Source organism: Bacillus timonensis (assembly GCF_000285535.1).
GTDB lineage: Bacteria > Bacillota > Bacilli > Bacillales > Bacillaceae_L > Ferdinandcohnia > Ferdinandcohnia timonensis.
The window spans coordinates 833,873-851,358 of record NZ_HE610986.1 but is presented as its reverse complement, the minus strand read 5'-3'; the positions used below and the strand labels follow the sequence as shown (position 1 = coordinate 851,358).

Sequence of the window (17,486 nt, the reverse complement as noted above, 5' to 3'; positions counted from 1 at the left end):
AACCAAAGGGACGGTTCTCCCGGTTCACTGTTGGTCTGGACCGACGGAAGGTTTTTATATACGAAAGTACAACAACTGTTTTCCGATATGGGGGACAGTTTTTTTTATTGGAAATGCGAGCGGGGATCGAAAGTTTTCGTCGGCCCATAAAATTAAATTAGCTGTATCTCCGATTATCAGCTAGTAAACTTTGATATATTTCCTGAAGAATGTCCATATTTTTAAAACGAACTTAACGTTTATTCAGAAAGATAATTAACTGTTACAATGCTTGATAAATATTACGACAATATGACTTTTGTATAACAAGAAATACTGCTTATGTGCCCCGTTTTACAACCTTTGCGGAATAGGAATATTTTTGTAGACAGGTGATAATGGAATATAGAATCTACAAATCTGTAAGAAGGGAGAATAAGATGAGGAAATTAGTCGTTGTTTTATTCGCATTTTTATTGGTTATCCCGACTTTTTTACACGAAAAGAAGACTGTTTCCGCTGCCGGGACAGGTTTAGCGGTGATAGACCCAGCCATTGAAACGGTATGGGATAAGGTAAATTCCTTACAAGTAATCGTAACATTTAATGGGGACGGCGCGCCAAAAGAGAATCAATTGAATTTGTTGAAAGTGCTCGGAATCAATGTTGGAGTTTCCATGAGGACACTGCCAATAGCGGGCATTGTTGCAACAAAGGATCAAATTGAACAGCTGGCTCAAAGTAATGAAGTTCATTCGATTTATTTTAATAGAAAGCTAGAGTATTTTAATGAGACTTCAACGGATATTACCGGAGTTGACCGGGTGAGAGCGGATGAGCATATCAGGCTTGCAAATGGTGACGAGCCTTTAACAGGTAAGGGTGTTGGGGTTGTCGTCAATGATAGTGGGGTTGATGGGACACATGGTGACCATTTGTTTGGGAAAAACCTCGTTCAAAATGTACTTGGATCTGTGAACTTAGCGAATCTAGTACCAGGGCTTCTGCCGATTACGTACCTCGAAAATGTACCGAATACCGATACGAACTCAGGACACGGGACACATGTAGCGGGGACGGTAGGTGGAACGGGTGCGATGTCGGATGGAAAATATGAAGGAGTCGCTCCAGGGGCTGATTTAATCGGCTATGGCTCGGGAGCAACACTGTTCATTCTCGATGCAATTAGCGGCTTTGATTATGCGATTAAAAATAAAGAAAAATACAATATACGTGTGATTACAAATTCGTGGGGTTCTTCAGGTGACTTTGACCCGACAGACCCGATTAATATTGCCAGTAAAACGGCGTATAATGCTGGAATTACGGTACTTTTTGCAGCAGGAAATGAAGGCCCAAGCGAGAACACCCATAATCCATATGCAAAGGCACCATGGGTGATTTCAGTAGCGGCAGGTGACAGTAAAGTAAACTTAGCAGATTTCTCATCAAGAGGGACAAATGGAGCAGGAGGAACCTTTACATTAGACGGGAAAGAATGGACGTGGAAGGATGCTCCAACGATTACGGCACCAGGCGTGGATATCGTGTCAACAAGAGCTATCGCACCGGTTTCTTCATTAGCAGCGCTGCAGGATGTGCAGACTTTAAAACCATCACATGTTCCGTTTTACACAATCATGAGTGGAACATCAATGGCAACACCACATGTCGCAGGGATTGTTGCCCTTTTACTAGAAGCAAACCCTGAGCTGACACCGGATGACATCAAGCAGATCATTCAAGACACCGCAACCCCAATGCCAGGCTACGAAGAGTGGGAAGTAGGCGCCGGCTATGTCGATGCGTACGCCGCAGTGACGAAGGCAATTGATATGAGGTAATGGAGGGACCAGAGGGACGGTTCTTCTTCTTATTAGTCAAGAAGATTTCAAGAAGTAATTTAGATTTTTGTACAATTCCACTCTAATTTACATTTAATGGACCTATATATTAAAAACTGATTCTTAAAAGGGATATGAGAAGCATATTTGTTTACACAAAAAAATCAAGGTTCTAAAACGTTCTTTACTATTAATATATTAATGCACATCAATGCCTCTACAAACCTAATTTGACCACGGTGGAAAGTCAGGTAAACAATAAGTGCGATGTAAAGACCCCTACTTCAGATGAAGCGACCACTTTTTGAATATTAAAATAAACAACTGTTTTCTGATGTGGGAAGCAGTTGTTTTTTTCGGTTGAGATTCATACCGTATTTTTACAATTTCTCTGAAATTAAATAAGCACCAACTTGAGCATTTTCTTATAGAGAGACAATTAGAGTTAATTATTAAAATAGTTATTTATTTGTGACTTTTCAAAAAACATATTGACTTACTTGTCATAGTTTGTTATTTTTTACGTAACCGGTTACACAGAAATCCGTAACCGGTTACATAATAATATGTAACCGGTTACGTAATTTATAAGTTTGGAGAGTGATATCATACATATTTAGTGCAATTTGAAAGATTTAGTATCCCTGGGTTTTTCTAAGGAAATAGGCATTATGTTTACTGGTTTTCCAAACTGATTCAAATAATATCTACAATTTTTTATTTAATGTGAAAGAGGGAGATTAGATGAAAAGTGGATTACGAAAGTTAACAATCTTTACAATTCTTACTTTACTGCTTTTAACGGCATGTTCTTCTAATAGTTCATCAGGAAAAGATGGAAATAATAAAAATGGTCAAAATGAAATAACCTTAATGGTATTGTCCGAGTGGGAAGATACAATGGGTAAAATAATAGCAAAATTTGAAGAACAAAACCCGAACATTAAAGTGAAATTAGAAACGCACTCCTTTGATGGATTGTTTGAAGCCATAGAAGTAAAGTTAGGGTCGGAATCTGATGACTATGATGTAATAGCTGTTGACGGGCCAGTAATAGCAAACTATACAGTAAAGGGCTATTTAGAACCGTTGGATACATATTTAGAGGATGGTATATCAGAAAAATGGATCCCTTCTTCTGTTGAAGCATCTACTTACGATGGAAAACTAATGGCTGCTCCAATGAATACTTCAAGCCAAGTTTTATTTTACAATAAGGATCTGTTTGAAAAATATGGGGTTGAACCTCCTGCATACGATACAGACAAACGTTGGACATGGGATCAAACCGTTGATGCTGCTAATAAGCTAACTATTGATGAAAATGGTGATGGAGTAACAGATGTATTCGGATTTACTTTTGAACAGGTAAGTAGGGCCTACCAAATCTTACCTTTGGTTCAGGGTTATGGTGTTAAAGTTTTGGGTGAAAGTGGTCTAGATGTCAAGGGTAATTTTAATTCTCCAGAAATGGTCCAAGCTGGTGAGTTTTATTATAACCTATTCAATAAATGGAAAGTCAGTCCAAAGGTTGATCCTTTAACGTCCGTTGAGTACTTTAAAAGTGGAGACGTCGCTATGTTTGTCGGTGGAACTTGGAATACAGTAAATTTTGAGGGTGTTAATTATGGGATAGCTCCTCATCCTTATTTCGAAGGAGAAGAAGCAGTAACGCCTACGGGAAGCTGGCATTTCGGTATTCCTAAATTTTCAAATAAAAAAGAAGAAGCAGCGAAGTTAATTGAGTATTTAACTGTTGGGGAAGGTGCTGATATTTGGTACGAATTAGAAGGTAATCTTCCATCCAAAAAAGAACTATTAAATGAAATAGAGACAAGTGAAGAATATAATGAGTTTCCAAAAACTGCATTAAAGCTTGGAGCTTATGAGGCCCAAAACACGGCTGTTACTCGACCTGTTTCACCAGGTTATTCAGAATTTCAGAGTGTATGGCTAGAGGTCTTTGAAAATATTAAAAATGGACAAAAAGCCGAGGAGTCAATAAACAATGGCGCTGCGAAACTAGAGTCCCTTATAAAAAAATATGAGTCATTAAAATAGTCTATGTTAAACAAGAGGTTGGACTAACCCCCAACCTCTTAATATTTAAATAAGGAGGATGAATATGCCGCGATATAGTACAGTGTTGAAGATTATGCCGTATATATTTCTTTTCCCTGCTCTGTCTTTGTTATTTATTTTCAAAGTATATCCTATCTTAGAAGCATTTGTTCAAAGTCTTTTTCAATCGGGATTTGGCAGTAGTTCAAAATCCTTTGTAGGCTTTGAGAACTATATATTGATATTCTCTGATCCCGTAATATGGAATTCAATTAAAGTAACACTTTGGCTAAATATTTTAATAAACCCAATTCAAATAATATTAGCATTCGCATTAGCGATATTTTTAAATAAAAAGTTAAGGCTATTGGGTTATACAGAAGTATACATTTTATCCCTATAGCAATTTCAATGCCTATAGCAGCAATAGTTTGGGATGTAATGTTGAATCAGGAACAAGGTGTCGTTAACTCTATTCTTGTAAAGTTAGGTTTTGAATCACAGCCGTTTTTAGGCAGTGCAGATCAAGCGTTATGGGTAATAATTATAATTGCCACGTGGAAAGGTGTTGGATATTGGTCAATCTTCCTATTAGGGGGATTACAGGATGTTCCTCATCTTTTATATGAAGCAGCTGAAATGGATGGCGCAAATAGGTGGGAAAAGTTTAAATCTGTTACATTTCCTATGATGAAACGAACTCTATTATTTGTTGTAGTTGCTGATACAGTAGCAAATTTCTTGTTATTTGCACCAATGTATATTTTAACCGATGGTGGGCCACAGGGAAGTACAAATGTTTTAATGCTCGAAAGTTATAAGAGTGCATTCGTTTATTCCGATATACATCGTGCATCTGCTATTGTTATAATTCTACTTTTATTTATTTTAATAATAATCGGTATTCAGTCGAAGCTTCTTAAGGCAGACCATTAGATTAGACATAAAGGAGGACCAAGATATTGTGAATAAGAACCAAAAAACACCTATTATATTATATCTTGTACATATAGTTTTAGCTTTCTTGGTATTATTTCCATTGTTTTTTGCCTTTTCATCATCATTCCGCCCACTTGATGAAATATTTAAATATATTAATCCATTAACTTGGAAAACATTTTTTCCTACAAATATAACACTTGATGCCTATATAAGTTTATTTACTGAGAGAGGTTTTGGAAGAATATTTTTTAATACTATCTTTGTAGCATTTATAACAGTATTATTTGGTATCATTTTTAATTCCCTTGCAGCCTTTGCTTTTGTATTCTTTAACTTCAAGGGAAAAAACCTCCTTTTTGTAATTGTGTTAATTACTTTTATGATACCCTTCGAGGTAATAGCAATCCCTCTTTACAATGTTGTAGATGCATTTGGCATGATTGACAGCTATTCTGCTTTGATTGTTCCTGCAATAGCAAATGGATTAGTGATATTTATGTTTAGACAATCTTTCTTAGATCTACCTTATGCATTAATTGAAGCATCTAGGGTAGATGGTGCTTCATGGTTTAAAATTTACTACAAAATTATTATGCCTTTGTGTAAACCAATAACAGTTGGAGCAGGTTTGCTAATTTTTGTTCAACAATGGGAATCATTTATGTGGCCACTAATTGCAACACGTTCCGATAATTACAAAGTGCTACAAGTTGCATTAAGTGAATTTAACACTGAGTATGCAATGATATGGAATGAACTTTTTGCGGCTGCAATTCTGGGAATAATAGTTCCAGTAGTGGTGATTTTATGTTTACAGCGATATTTTGTAGAAAGTATGACTGGAACTGGTATGAAATAAATGACTGTAATGAGGTTAAGTTTATGGCGACTATAAGAGATGTTTCTAAATTAGCTCAGGTTTCGGTTGCAACTGTTTCTAGGGTACTTAACGGTGGATATGTTAATCATGAAACAAAAAAAAGGGTAACTAATGCAATGCAACAGTTGAATTATAAACCGAGCATGATTGCTCAAAGCCTAAATAGTAAAAAATCAAAAACAATAGCTTTAGTAATTCCAAATATAACAAACCCTTACTTTTCTAATTTGGCTAAGGCAGTAGATGATGTAGCTAAAGAAAATGGTTACAAAGTATTATTGTTCAATACAGATGATAAAGATGAAAATATTGACTATTATTTGAATATCGCTCGACAGAAATATATTGATGGATTAATTATGGCGACACCTTTAAAAGACTATAAGAGTCAAAGTGATGTACCCATCGTAGTCTTAGATAGAGTAAAGGATAAATCAGTTGACTCTGTTGTTTCGAATAATAGAAATGGCGGAAAAATTGCGACTCAGCATTTGATAGACATAGGTTGTAGAAAAATTGCACATATAAAAGGTACCCAAGATATTACAACTGCTCAGGAAAGATATCAAGGATACCTAGAAGTATTAAGCGAATACAATTTGATTAATGAAAGTTTAGTAGTGGAAGGCAATTTTGACCTAGACTCCGCCAAAGATGCTACAGGAAAGCTTTTATTAGAACAGCCAGATATAGATGGTATTTTTGCAGGTAATGATTTAATGGCAGTTGGAGCATTAAAGGCGATAAAAAAAATGGGTAAAAGAATTCCGGAAGATGTTGCGTTAATCGGATTCGATGGAATCGATTTTTCTAGATATACAGAGCCAGAGTTAAGTACAATTGCTCAACCAATATATGATATGGGTGCTCTCTCTACCAGAGTTCTATTAGATAAAATAAACGGTTTATCTAAAGATATTACATTTCATGAACTGGATGTCTCTTTAATTAAGAGAGGATCTACTAAAAGACAAAGCAAAGGAGAATAGCATGAACGATATTGTTCCTAAAATTGTCGTTGTTGGCAGTATCAATATGGACTTAGTTGTAGAGACAGATAAATTTCCAAGTGTAGGAGAAACACTTAGAGGTAACAGCTTTAAACAAAGACCTGGTGGAAAGGGGGCAAATCAAGCAGTTGCAGCAGCACGGTTAGGAGCGTCTGTTACTTTGATAGGAGCATTAGGAGATGACAGCATAGGTGAAAATTTAAAACATAATCTCTTTAAGGAAAAAATTAACATTGATAACATTAAAACAATAAAAAATACAACTTCGGGTATTGCGTTAATCACACTAACAGAAGAAGACAATAACATTATCGTCATTCCAGGGGCTAATAATGAATGTTTACTGGATATTCCAAATCACGAGCAAATTATCAAAGACGCTGATGTTGTATTAGTTCAGTTGGAAGTTCCTTTAGAAACAGTTAAATTGACGATAGATTTAGCGTACAAAAATAACATACCTGTTGTATTAAATCCTGCTCCAGCTATGAAACTACCAATTGAATTACTTCGTAAAGTAACCTATTTAGTACCTAATGAATCGGAAATGCAATTCCTTTGTGGGAAATCCTTTACGCAAGAAGAGGGTATTGATTCCTTGCTCGATTTAGGTGTGAGTAATGTAATTCTTACTCGTGGGCGAAAAGGGGTTCTATATAGCAATAACAAAGAAAAGAAAATCTATCAAAAAGATTCATATAAGGTTAAATCTGTGGACACCACAGGAGCGGGGGATGCATTCAATGGTGGTTTAGCGGTAGCCATTGCCGAAAAAAGGTCGCTTCATGAAGCAATATCTTTCGCCGCAATTGTAGGAGCTTTAGCAGTCACTAGTATAGGTTCATTAGATGCAATGCCATATCGAAAAAAAGTCGAAGAAATATTGTTAATTAATAATAGATAATATCTACAAGAGGAGTGAAATAAATGAAATTTCCAGTATTAACAGAAGAAAAACTTATTAGTCGTTTAAACTATCCTAAAAATAAGATTAGGGCAGTCATGGATACAGATACATATAATGAAACAGATGATCAGTTTGCAGTAGTATACGCACTGGAGTCATCCGATAAAATTGAAATTGAAGCATTTTATGCAGCACCTTTCCATAATGAACTCTCTAGTAGTCCGAAAGATGGTATGGAAAAAAGCTACGATGAGTTACAAAAAATATTAAAAATGCAAAATAAAGACTCTTTTCCAATATATAAAGGATCGGATAGGTATTTATCTGAAGATAATAATCCTGTTGATAGTGATGCGGCTCGAGATTTGGTAGAAAGAGCATTGAATTCACCAGATGATGATCCTTTATATGTAATAGCGATAGGAGCCATAACTAATATTGCATCGGCTATCTTAATGGAACCAAAGATTATTGAAAAAATAGTAGTCATTTGGTTGGGCGGACATGCGCTTCATTGGTCAAACACAAAAGAGTTCAACTTATTTCAAGATCTTTATTCTTCGAGAACAATATTGGATAGTGGGGTTCCACTAGTTCTTATTCCTTGCGAAGGGGTAACATCCCATCTAACCACTACCTCATCAGAATTAAGGGATAATATTAAAAATAGTGGTGAAATAGGTAACTATCTTTATGAAACATTTGAGAGATACAGGAATGATAAATTAGGTAATGATGATAATTCTAGCATTGCATATTCTAAGGTCATTTGGGATTTAGCACCTATTGGCTTTTTAAACAACAAAAATTGGACTCCGAGTTATTTAACTCATTCTCCAATTTTGTCTGAGGATTTTCGTTGGAGCTTCGATTCTAACAGGCACTTTATTCGTTATGTTTACAATGTAAAACGTGACGAAATTTTTGGAGATATGTTCAGTAAATTAACCTTAAAGTGATAGGTTCAAACTTAACCCCTATTGGGTAACGAAACCAATCTTGACACAATTAGGAGGAATATTCTTGAACATTAAAGATAGAATGGATTTATCAGATAAGTGCTCTATTGTCACTGGTGGGTCTAGAGGATTAGGGTTAGCTATGGCAAAGGCTCTTGCTGAATATGGTTCTAATATTGTAATTGCAGATATTAATGAAGAAAATAGTGAAGAACTGATTCAAAATTTTAATAATGACTATGGGGTAAAAGCAAAGTTCGTAAAGGTTGATGTAACGGACGAGAATCAAGTTCGGAATTTAGTACAAGATGTAAAAGCGACCTTTGGAAAAATTGATGTACTAATTAATAATGCAGGGATTGCAAGCGTTGAAAATGCAGAGGATATGAGTTACGAGAATTGGAAGCGAGTAATCGACATCAATTTAAACGGAACTTTCTTAGTTGCTAGAGAAGTGGGTAAACAAATGATAGAGCAACAAAACGGGTCTATTATAAATATTTCATCTATGTCAGGTATGATAGTTAATACACCTCAGAATCAATGCGGATATAACTCGTCAAAGGCGGGTGTAATTATGTTAACAAAAAGTTTAGCAGTAGAGTGGGCTAAGCATAATATCAGAGTGAATAGTATTGCACCGGGATATATGAATACAGTGATGAATCATAATTATTTAAGAGGGAGGAAGGCGACATATGAAAAATGGCTTGAACTGACCCCAATGCATCGTCTTGGTGAACCAGAAGAATTGGGAGCTCTAGCAGTCTTTTTAGCATCTCAAGCATCTTCCTTTATTACAGGTTCAATCTACAATGCAGATGGTGGGTATGTTGCACTTTAAAGATAGGGGATTGTTAATGAATTTGTACCAAAGACTTTGAGATTTGATAAAGGAAATAATTTCGTGATATTTTTAGGGCCTTTATTTACTAAAGGGCCCTCTTCCTATCTCAAAAGAGTTTAATAGAGAGGGGTACATAAATGAGTTATTTGTTGGGAATAGATTTAGGCACGTCAAGTGTAAAAACGGTAATAATGGATAGCTATGGAACAATAAGGGGATCTGCTGCTGCTGAGTATGATATCCTAATCCCCCAAAAAAATTTTGCTGAACAGAACCCTCATCATTGGTGGAAAGCTACTATTGATACAATCCAAAATGTACTTAATAGTTCACAAATACATGGCAAAGATATAAAGGGCATAGGTATCTCGGGACAAATGCATGGAATAGTATTAATAAATAAGGATTACGAAATCATACGCCCATCAATTATTTGGTCAGACCAGAGAACTCAAGTAGAGGTAGATGAAATATATAAATCTCTAGGCAAAGAGTTTATTGGGGATGAAACTTTAAATCCATTATCAACGGGATTTCAGATTCCTTCTTTACTCTGGGTGAAAAAACATGAACCTTTTGTGTACAATCAAATATACAAAGTACTATCACCAAAGGATTATATACGTTTAATGTTGATCGGAGAAGTTGGAACAGAAATTACAGACGCTTCTGCAACACTCGGTTTTAATACGAAAAGTAAGGTTTGGTCTGAAAAGATAATTACGGAATTGGGACTTAATCTAGATAATTTCCCTATTGTCATGGAGCCAACGAATATCGCAGGAACAATCACAGAAAGAGCAGCTATTATTACAGGGTTACCTAAAGGAACCCCTGTAGTATTTGGTGGTGGAGATCAATTTATGCAAGCAATTGGGAATGGAATTATTGAACCTGGTCAAGTCTCACTCACTATCGGTACAGGCGGGCAGGTTTTTTCAGTCCTTTCAGAGCCAAACTATGATAGAAGATTAAGAACCCATACATTTTGCAATGCTGTACCAGGAACATGGAGTATTATGGGTGCTAGTTTATCAGCTGGACTTTCATTGAGTTGGTTGAATAAAAAAGTACTGTCCGGATTATCGTACAAGGAAATAAATACTTTAGCAAATTGTATTAACCCTGGAAGTGAGGGATTGTTATTTTTACCTTATCTTACTGGAGAAAGAACTCCCTATATGGACTCTTCTGCTAGAGGAACTTTTTTGGGTCTTGTTTTAAAACATGAACGTGCCCATTTAATTCGTGCAGTAATGGAAGGCGTAGTCTTTGCTTTGAGAAGCTCTGTTGAAATTATTGAGGGACTTAATGTAAAAACAAATAAATTTGTAGCTTCTGGTGGAGGAGCACGAAGTGAAACCTGGTTAAAAATTCAAGCCGGAATTCTTAACAAGGAAATATATAAGTCAAACCAGATAGAGCAGGCGGGAACAGGGGCTGCAATTGTTGCAGGGGTAGGTGTAGGTTTGTATAAATCAATAAAAGAAGCATGTGAGACTGTAATTGACATTGGCAAAGTACCAATTGAACCTAGCTTAAAAGATGTACACATATATAACGAGATGTATGAACTCTATAAGGATGCTTATCAGAAAAACAAAGATTTATTTCACTCCCTATCCAAAATGTAATGACAAATAAAAACCATTATTCAAAATTACAAATAATTTTTAAAAAGTGGTTTAAACAATATATACGTGGTACCTATAAATGGACACAAGAAAAAGAGTGTTTAACTATAGGTACTTTATATTTGGGAAGTAGGCGCCGGCTATGTCGATGCGTACGCCGCAGTGACGAAGGCAATTGATATGAGGTAATGGAGGGACCAGAGGGACGGTTCTTCTGGCTCCAATTTTAGAAGCGGGTTGGATGGAAAGGTTCCATGACCCAAAAAGGCCATTAAGTCGTTTTGACTTAATGGCTGTTTTCTTTTTTCATCAACATCGCCATAGGGAGGTAGGTAATGAGAAACACAATAATACCGGCAATTTCAAGAGTAAGGTAATACGTGATGCCAGAGCCGAAAAAGGACAGAATGGTTGTGGCTTCTGTTGGATTTGCTAGATAAAAGAAGTTTGTATCGAGAAGGAGATTGATGAAAAAAATAGGGACGGCGATTAGGTTTAGGAGTAAAAAGGCGGTTCCAACCGCTTTTCTTGGAACACGGTAATCTTCAAAAAGGATGAAATAGAGAACAGACCAAGTGATTGTGGCATGATGCAGGAAGTATTTTAGGAAACGATAGTGAGGGAATTGGTGGAACAGTTCCGGTGTCACTATGCTTAAAATGGGTGGGAGTAATCCTGTAAAGAAAACGAGGTAAAATGCTTTTTTGCTAGGCTTTAAGAATAGGAAGATACAAATAAAAGTACTGATGGAACAAAGCTGTAGAGGAAGGGTGCTGACTTCCCATTGGTTGGTTGCAATCATCCAAATTTGGTGCGACACTTCGCTTGTGACCAGTATGGTGAAAAACGTCCATTTGATGATGGATTGATAAGGCTTGAGTTTCTTCCTAAGGACGATAAGTAGAAGAGTGAAGATTGTAAATACCAGAATGGTTGTGATATGAGTAAACGAAAACAGCTCAAACGTCTGCATTCCATCTGCAGAAAACATGCTGCACCCCATTTCTAATTTGTGGTCTTTCCAATCATAAGATTTCCACTTCAATTAGGGAAACAGGTAAAAGTGTGGGTTCAACTGCCTGTAAAGGTCTAAAACGATACGTCCCGTAGCATGGTTTGGGCTTTACTTATAAATTTGAGGAGTCAGGAAATCGTACTCTAATTGAAGTTAAACCTTAGATTAGTTTATTCGGGAATGGGAGTGGTTTAGACCGTGGGAAATATATTTTTGTGGGTAGGCGAAGGGGATGGGGGAGATATTGGCTAAAAAGACTTCGCCACGCTGCCCGGGACCAAGAGAACCGTCCCCGCGGTTCCACCATGTGCCACATGCGCCACACAGCCCGGGACCAAGAGAACCGTCCCTGTGGTTCACATGCGCCACACCGCCCGGGACCAAGAGAACCGTCCCCGTGGTTCACATGCGCCACACAGCCGGGACCAAGAGAACCGTCCCTGTGGTTCACATGCGCCACGCTGCCCGGGACCAAGAGAACCGTCCCTGTGGTTCACATGCGCCACGCTGCCCGGGACCAAGAGAACCGTCCCTGTGGTTCACCATGTGCCACACCGCCTGGGACCAAGAGAACCGTCCCTGTGGTTCCCGGTCCCCTCTAATGATACGACCACAGGATGGTCCAGTCGCCGGCTTCTTTGACGACGAAGATGTCTTGGTGGATGGTGAAGGTGCCGTATGTGCTTTTGTAGGTTTGGGTGATAGGCACTTTGTAGACGTCGTGAAAGATTGTGGATTCTTTCGACATTTGCCAGGTTTTGAGTTTTTCTACGTCTTCGACGGTGTACTTGAAGGTTTCGGTCCCGAAGTGGCCAACAAATACATGGTTGCGTTGCTGGATATAGTCGGCTTTTTCAAAACGCTCCTGCATTAGTGGATGGAACAATTCCCACGAACTACCGAAATCTGCATTTTGCTCGTATTTATAAAAAGTGTGGACAAGCTCTTTCGCTACGTCCTCTGGTGATGATCGAAACAATGATAGAAAAAGGATTAAAATAAGAATGGCCCCAACTGATAGTAAAATTAGCTGGATGGGCACGCGGTGTCGTCGTCTCATATGTAAACAAAAGCCCCCTTAAGCTTGTTTACTATTATGGATATGCTCTCTAAAAGTTGTCCTAGTACAAGTTAAAACTTTATATTTAAATACTTTTAAAGCATAAAAAAGCCAGAGCCTAAGCCCTAGCAGTAAATTTACTTAATCGAGTTAAAAATGGACGGCGTGGTCCACTACCGAGTCTGATAAAATAAATTCGATCCTGGAGTCGTTTATAAAATCGAATTCCAAAAATACGTAAAGGTGTCCGTACTTCTTTAAATTTGTAATAAAACAATTTTAGCACTCCTCCCCAATCCTAAAAAAATGATCTCTATTTTTTGAGTTGTATTTATTTTGAATTATCTGAAACTAGTATATAAAGGATAGCATGTCCGAGTTGCTAAAAATGTGGAATTATGTTGAAGAAAAATTAAAATTTTCATGTAATTTTAGACAAAAATCGCTAAAAAACCCCCTTTTTAGGAAAGTTGCCTCAAAAAAACCCTAATATTCGCTATAAATTTACATCGATTTTCCCAATATACATTTCTCTAATACATTGGTACTATATAATTATAGTAAAATACTAGATTGGTCGTATGACCGCCAAACTAGTAAGGAACTATTGTTAGTTAATGTAGAGAATGGGGGTTTTCTACATTTGACTATATATTTTACCTGTAGACTTTTTTCTCTTTTGCCCTGCTCATCTTCGAGCGGGGTCTTTTTTTGCTCGAAACAGAAAGCTATACTACTAATAGAGGATGGAGAAAGAGGGGGGAGACGGTTGAACCAAAGTATTTTGCCTGCATCTACGACAATGAAGGAGTTTGAGGACTTTTTAAAAAGTAAATATGAAATTGGTATTTTTACAGAAATTCACATTGCTCAGTTAAAAAATATAAATAAGATGGCTGGACTTCATGGTAAGAAGATGATCTATCATGTGGATATGGTACATGGGATAAAAAGTGATGAATATGCGACAGAATATATTTGTCAAGAGTTCCAACCGTATGGATTGATTTCGACGAAGTCTAGTGTCATCCAAAAGGCGAAGCAAAAAGGGGTTTGCGCGATTCAACGAATGTTTTTGATTGATACACATGCACTTGAAAAGAGTTACAAGCTAATCGCCAAAAATAAACCTGATTATATTGAGGTACTGCCTGGGGCGATGCCATGGATGATCAAGGAAGTGAAGGAAAGGCTGAACATTCCGGTGCTAGCAGGTGGACTTATCCGGACAAAAGAAGAGGTCCAAAATGCGCTCGATGCTGGGGCGACAGCCATTACTACATCGAAAAGGGAGCTGTGGGTATAACGCTCCTTTTTTTGATGGAATTTAGCAGAATTTGTTGTGAAGTTTTCTGAAAGCGCTATCATTATTCGGGTTATAATATAGATAAGACAAGATCAATCGAGGAGGCGAATGTGATGGAAGAGAATACGAATCAACTAGCAGTTGGAATGGTCTGGGGAACAACACTAAGCATCCCCCTATGGCTTGCCTTTTTTGGTTGGATTAAGCTTCTGTCACACCTCTTCTTATAGGTACCAGGGGGACGGTTCTTGTGGCTCCACTATCGTGGTGGACCACGAGAACCGTCCCTGTGGTTCACCCCCCATGGTTCGCCGCAAAACATGAACCAGTAGAAGTCCCCGTGGTTCACTTCTTCAGCCACTTTTGTTCGAATTCTGCTCGTGGGAGGGGTTTGCTGAAGTAGTAGCCTTGGCCGTAGGTGCAGCCTTCTTTGATGAGGAAGGTGAGTTGTTGTTTGGTTTCGATGCCTTCGGCGACTACTTCGACGTTTAGTTTTTTCGCCATTTGCAGGATCATTTGGATTAAGATTTTGGAATCGGTGTTAAAGTTTTTGATAAAGGATTTGTCGATTTTTAAGCAGTCAATGGGCAATTGATGAAGAACACTGAGGGAGCTGTAGCCTGTACCAAAGTCGTCAAGGCTGATGCTAATACCCAGTTTCTTTAATTGTTTAACGGATTCAATCGATTTGTCCAAATTGATTAAAACACTTTCGGTAATTTCAATATTCAGGCGCTGGAGGCAAATCTCGCTTCCCTTGTTTGCATCCTGGATGAAATTAAACAAACTGTGCTTTTCAAAATGCTTCGCCGAAACGTTCACAGAAATATGGTTGAAAAGACACCCCGCGTTCGCCCACGTGTGAATGGAATCCAACACCTGCGAAATAATCCACTCGCTCACATCCACAATCAACCCAGTATCCTCTAATACATGGATAAAAACCTCTGGTTGGAGCATTCCTTTTTGAGGATGATTCCAGCGTAATAAGGCTTCAGCACCATGGAGTTTTCCTGTGCGGATTTCAACTTGAGGCTGAAAATAAATCTCAAACTCCTGATTTTTAAGGGCCTGCTTCAAATCCTGCTCAATTAAAAACCGTTCCTCTACCCTTTTTAAAAGCGTTTCATGATAAAACACAAGTTCACCCCTGCCGTGTTCCTTGGAAGCATACATCGCCAGGTCTGCTCTCTGCATCAATTCTTCCATGGATTTCGCATCATCAGGGAAACGCGCAATGCCAATGCTCGCAAAAACCATTAAGGTAAAATCATGAAAAGTGATGGGCTGGCGGATAACTTTTGAGAGGGCATCCACAATTGTTTCAATCTCTGCATAATTCACCACTGGAAGGGTAATGGCAAATTCATCCCCACCGATATGGTAGGCAACACCATCATTGTCGTTTTCCTTAAGCCGTTTGGCGATCTCTTTTAAAACGGCATCACCAGCTAAATGTCCGTAGCGGTCATTTGTCTTTTTAAATCCGTTCAAATCGAGATAAATAAGGCTAAAAGGAATCCGGTTTCCAATTTTATCGGAAACATCCTCTACTAGTTTCCGCTTACTTGGTAGGTTTGTTAGGGGTGCATGGTAGGCCATGAATTGCACCTTCTCCATATTCCTCTTTTCTTCCGTAATGTCTTTAATCATTCCATAAATGCCATGAATCTGATTATCTAACGCAATCGGAATATTACGTACATATACATCGATGATTTCGCCGGAGGCATTGTACATTTGAATTTCGTATTCCACAACTTCACCAGTCAATGCTGTTTCAAACTGCTGATTCGTAAAAGCTACGACATGTTCCGGTAGAAAACAGGAAAAGTGCTTACCGAGAACTTCCTTTTTATCCATCATTGCCACTCTTTCGGCCATTTCATTAATATTAATCACTTTTCCTGATGGGTCCAACATGATAATGGCGAGCGGATTTAACTCATAGAGAGAACGATAATAGCGTTCCTGACTTCTCCATTTTAGCTGCTCTGCTTGCAGTTTTTGGTGATATCGATTACCGAGAAAGGCAATAAACATAAATAAATACACACTTAATAATAGGTAAGGAACAATCACACCACCGGAAAAGGGATGCCCCACAATCATAAGTTTGAGGCCTTTCGTAGATGTGTGGTGGAGGACAATAATCGAAATTCCAAAAAACAAACCGACAAACCACTTTTTAGAAGGAGTATTGTTCCGTAGTTCTTTTTTGAAGAAGAAGCTACCTACCGTGCTAAAAAGAAAACAACTAAACACCCCTAGTAAAAACCACTTATTTGAAAAAGAAAGAAAAAACGTATTGTTTGAGATGCTAATAATGAAATAAGCTGCGCTGCTTCCAATTGTAAATAGAATGCCTGCCACAATAAAAGGCATAGTTCTTTTGATAAGTAAAATAATTCCAAGAAAACTGGTTGCAAACAAAATCGTAAATGATAATGCAACACCTGGAACTCGAAAACCGAGAGTAGAGGACTCTATAAGGCCAGAAATTCCAACAAGAAAAGCGGTCTTTGTACCAAGACTAAAGGTAAAGGCAGCAAGAATAGCCCAAAGTACTCCAATTTGTTTGTTTGACTTTGGCACGATATTTAACGCGATATCAAAGCAGATAATACTGGAAGTTAGCGCAATGAATATGGAAAAAAGCGTATAAGAAATATTGTATTCGGACATAAAAATCGAAATCATGGGTCCACCTCAACAAATGGATATGTACGAAATAGTATGAGCCACTGGGCAGAAATTATTGGAAATGAAAAGATTTTTTTATTTCTAGATAATTAGGATGTATAAGTTCGTTGAAATCAGGTAATGATGAATAGTGTATTCCCCCCCCCTTTGTTTTATATATTTTGTTGGACCTCCTTTATGGAGGTATTTTTTTTGTCTTTTTATCAAAAACGCCTTGGCGTATTTGCACCCAGATCTTTTCGCGTCTGCCCGAAAAACATCCTTTGAAAATCTGTGGCATCCGCCGGAGGCTTTAACTTAATTCCCCCTTGGTTTAAAATCTACACAAATTCTGTTTCA

At 37.7% G+C, this 17,486-nt stretch carries 14 protein-coding genes; 10 read left to right on the top strand and 4 right to left on the bottom strand.

The window, feature by feature from the left end; genetic code table 11:
- Nucleotides 1-419: 419 nt before the first annotated feature.
- The 9 genes from BTHG_RS12780 to xylB all read left to right on the top strand — a co-directional run bounded on the left by BTHG_RS12780 (nucleotide 420) and on the right by xylB (nucleotide 11,063).
- Nucleotides 420-1,823: a S8 family serine peptidase gene (locus tag BTHG_RS12780; protein WP_010677130.1), complete on the top strand. Its 1,404-nt coding sequence runs from the start codon at nucleotides 420-422 to the stop codon at nucleotides 1,821-1,823.
- 744 nt (nucleotides 1,824-2,567) lie between these two features.
- Nucleotides 2,568-3,884: an ABC transporter substrate-binding protein gene (locus BTHG_RS24940; protein ID WP_010677129.1), complete on the top strand. Its 1,317-nt coding sequence runs from the start codon at nucleotides 2,568-2,570 to the stop codon at nucleotides 3,882-3,884.
- 444 nt (nucleotides 3,885-4,328) lie between these two features.
- Nucleotides 4,329-4,820, top strand: a complete 492-nt coding sequence (locus tag BTHG_RS27405) for a carbohydrate ABC transporter permease (protein WP_232284455.1) — start codon at nucleotides 4,329-4,331, stop codon at nucleotides 4,818-4,820.
- Nucleotides 4,821-4,848: 28 nt separating this feature from the next.
- Complete coding sequence (locus tag BTHG_RS12765; protein WP_010677126.1) at nucleotides 4,849-5,685, top strand: carbohydrate ABC transporter permease; 837 nt, start codon at nucleotides 4,849-4,851, stop codon at nucleotides 5,683-5,685.
- A 23-nt stretch (nucleotides 5,686-5,708) separates the two neighbouring features.
- A complete protein-coding gene (locus BTHG_RS12760; RefSeq protein ID WP_010677125.1) occupies nucleotides 5,709-6,695 on the top strand; it encodes a LacI family DNA-binding transcriptional regulator in 987 nt (328 codons plus the stop codon).
- A gap of 1 nt (nucleotide 6,696) precedes the next feature.
- Nucleotides 6,697-7,620, top strand: a complete 924-nt coding sequence (rbsK, locus tag BTHG_RS12755; RefSeq protein WP_010677124.1) for a ribokinase — start codon at nucleotides 6,697-6,699, stop codon at nucleotides 7,618-7,620.
- Nucleotides 7,621-7,643: 23 nt separating this feature from the next.
- Nucleotides 7,644-8,582 (top strand): nucleoside hydrolase, encoded by a 939-nt coding sequence (locus tag BTHG_RS12750; RefSeq protein WP_010677123.1) that lies wholly within the window; start codon nucleotides 7,644-7,646, stop codon nucleotides 8,580-8,582.
- Between the two features lie 64 nt (nucleotides 8,583-8,646).
- A complete protein-coding gene (locus BTHG_RS12745; RefSeq protein WP_010677122.1) occupies nucleotides 8,647-9,426 on the top strand; it encodes an SDR family NAD(P)-dependent oxidoreductase in 780 nt (259 codons plus the stop codon).
- Between the two features lie 140 nt (nucleotides 9,427-9,566).
- The gene (gene xylB / locus BTHG_RS12740; protein WP_010677121.1) at nucleotides 9,567-11,063 is read left to right on the top strand and encodes a xylulokinase; all 1,497 of its coding nucleotides are present in this window, start codon (nucleotides 9,567-9,569) and stop codon (nucleotides 11,061-11,063) included.
- 286 nt (nucleotides 11,064-11,349) lie between these two features.
- Here the strand turns inward: xylB and BTHG_RS12735 are convergent, their stop codons facing one another.
- From BTHG_RS12735 to BTHG_RS26825, 3 genes are all read right to left on the bottom strand, one after another.
- Nucleotides 11,350-12,054 carry a YwaF family protein gene (locus BTHG_RS12735; protein ID WP_010677120.1) on the bottom strand — a complete coding sequence of 235 codons (705 nt, stop codon included), beginning with the start codon at nucleotides 12,052-12,054 and terminating at the stop codon, nucleotides 11,350-11,352.
- Between the two features lie 622 nt (nucleotides 12,055-12,676).
- A complete protein-coding gene (locus BTHG_RS12730; protein ID WP_026021807.1) occupies nucleotides 12,677-13,138 on the bottom strand; it encodes a hypothetical protein in 462 nt (153 codons plus the stop codon).
- Nucleotides 13,139-13,256: 118 nt separating this feature from the next.
- Nucleotides 13,257-13,415 carry a hypothetical protein gene (locus tag BTHG_RS26825; protein WP_157256201.1) on the bottom strand — a complete coding sequence of 53 codons (159 nt, stop codon included), beginning with the start codon at nucleotides 13,413-13,415 and terminating at the stop codon, nucleotides 13,257-13,259.
- Between the two features lie 492 nt (nucleotides 13,416-13,907).
- Here BTHG_RS26825 and BTHG_RS12725 point away from each other — a divergent pair, with 492 nt between their 5' ends.
- Complete coding sequence (locus BTHG_RS12725) at nucleotides 13,908-14,444, top strand: glycerol-3-phosphate responsive antiterminator (protein WP_010677118.1); 537 nt, start codon at nucleotides 13,908-13,910, stop codon at nucleotides 14,442-14,444.
- A 345-nt stretch (nucleotides 14,445-14,789) separates the two neighbouring features.
- On the opposite strand, the gene BTHG_RS12715 is transcribed toward BTHG_RS12725, so the two are convergent.
- Nucleotides 14,790-17,144, bottom strand: a complete 2,355-nt coding sequence (locus BTHG_RS12715; RefSeq protein WP_010677117.1) for an EAL domain-containing protein — start codon at nucleotides 17,142-17,144, stop codon at nucleotides 14,790-14,792.
- Nucleotides 17,145-17,486: the final 342 nt, after the last annotated feature.

What these genes read in the sequence shown, in the direction of transcription:
- BTHG_RS12780 (WP_010677130.1), top strand. Translation starts at nt 420, where the DNA reads ATGAGGAAATTAGTCGTTGTTTTATTCGCATTTTTATTGGTTATCCCG.
- BTHG_RS24940 (WP_010677129.1), top strand. Translation starts at nt 2,568, where the DNA reads ATGAAAAGTGGATTACGAAAGTTAACAATCTTTACAATTCTTACTTTA.
- BTHG_RS12760 (WP_010677125.1), top strand. Translation starts at nt 5,709, where the DNA reads ATGGCGACTATAAGAGATGTTTCTAAATTAGCTCAGGTTTCGGTTGCA.
- rbsK (WP_010677124.1), top strand. Translation starts at nt 6,697, where the DNA reads ATGAACGATATTGTTCCTAAAATTGTCGTTGTTGGCAGTATCAATATG.
- BTHG_RS12750 (WP_010677123.1), top strand. Translation starts at nt 7,644, where the DNA reads ATGAAATTTCCAGTATTAACAGAAGAAAAACTTATTAGTCGTTTAAAC.
- xylB (WP_010677121.1), top strand. Translation starts at nt 9,567, where the DNA reads ATGAGTTATTTGTTGGGAATAGATTTAGGCACGTCAAGTGTAAAAACG.
- BTHG_RS12735 (WP_010677120.1), bottom strand. Translation starts at nt 12,054, where the DNA reads ATGTTTTCTGCAGATGGAATGCAGACGTTTGAGCTGTTTTCGTTTACT.
- BTHG_RS12730 (WP_026021807.1), bottom strand. Translation starts at nt 13,138, where the DNA reads ATGAGACGACGACACCGCGTGCCCATCCAGCTAATTTTACTATCAGTT.
- BTHG_RS12715 (WP_010677117.1), bottom strand. Translation starts at nt 17,144, where the DNA reads ATGATTTCGATTTTTATGTCCGAATACAATATTTCTTATACGCTTTTT.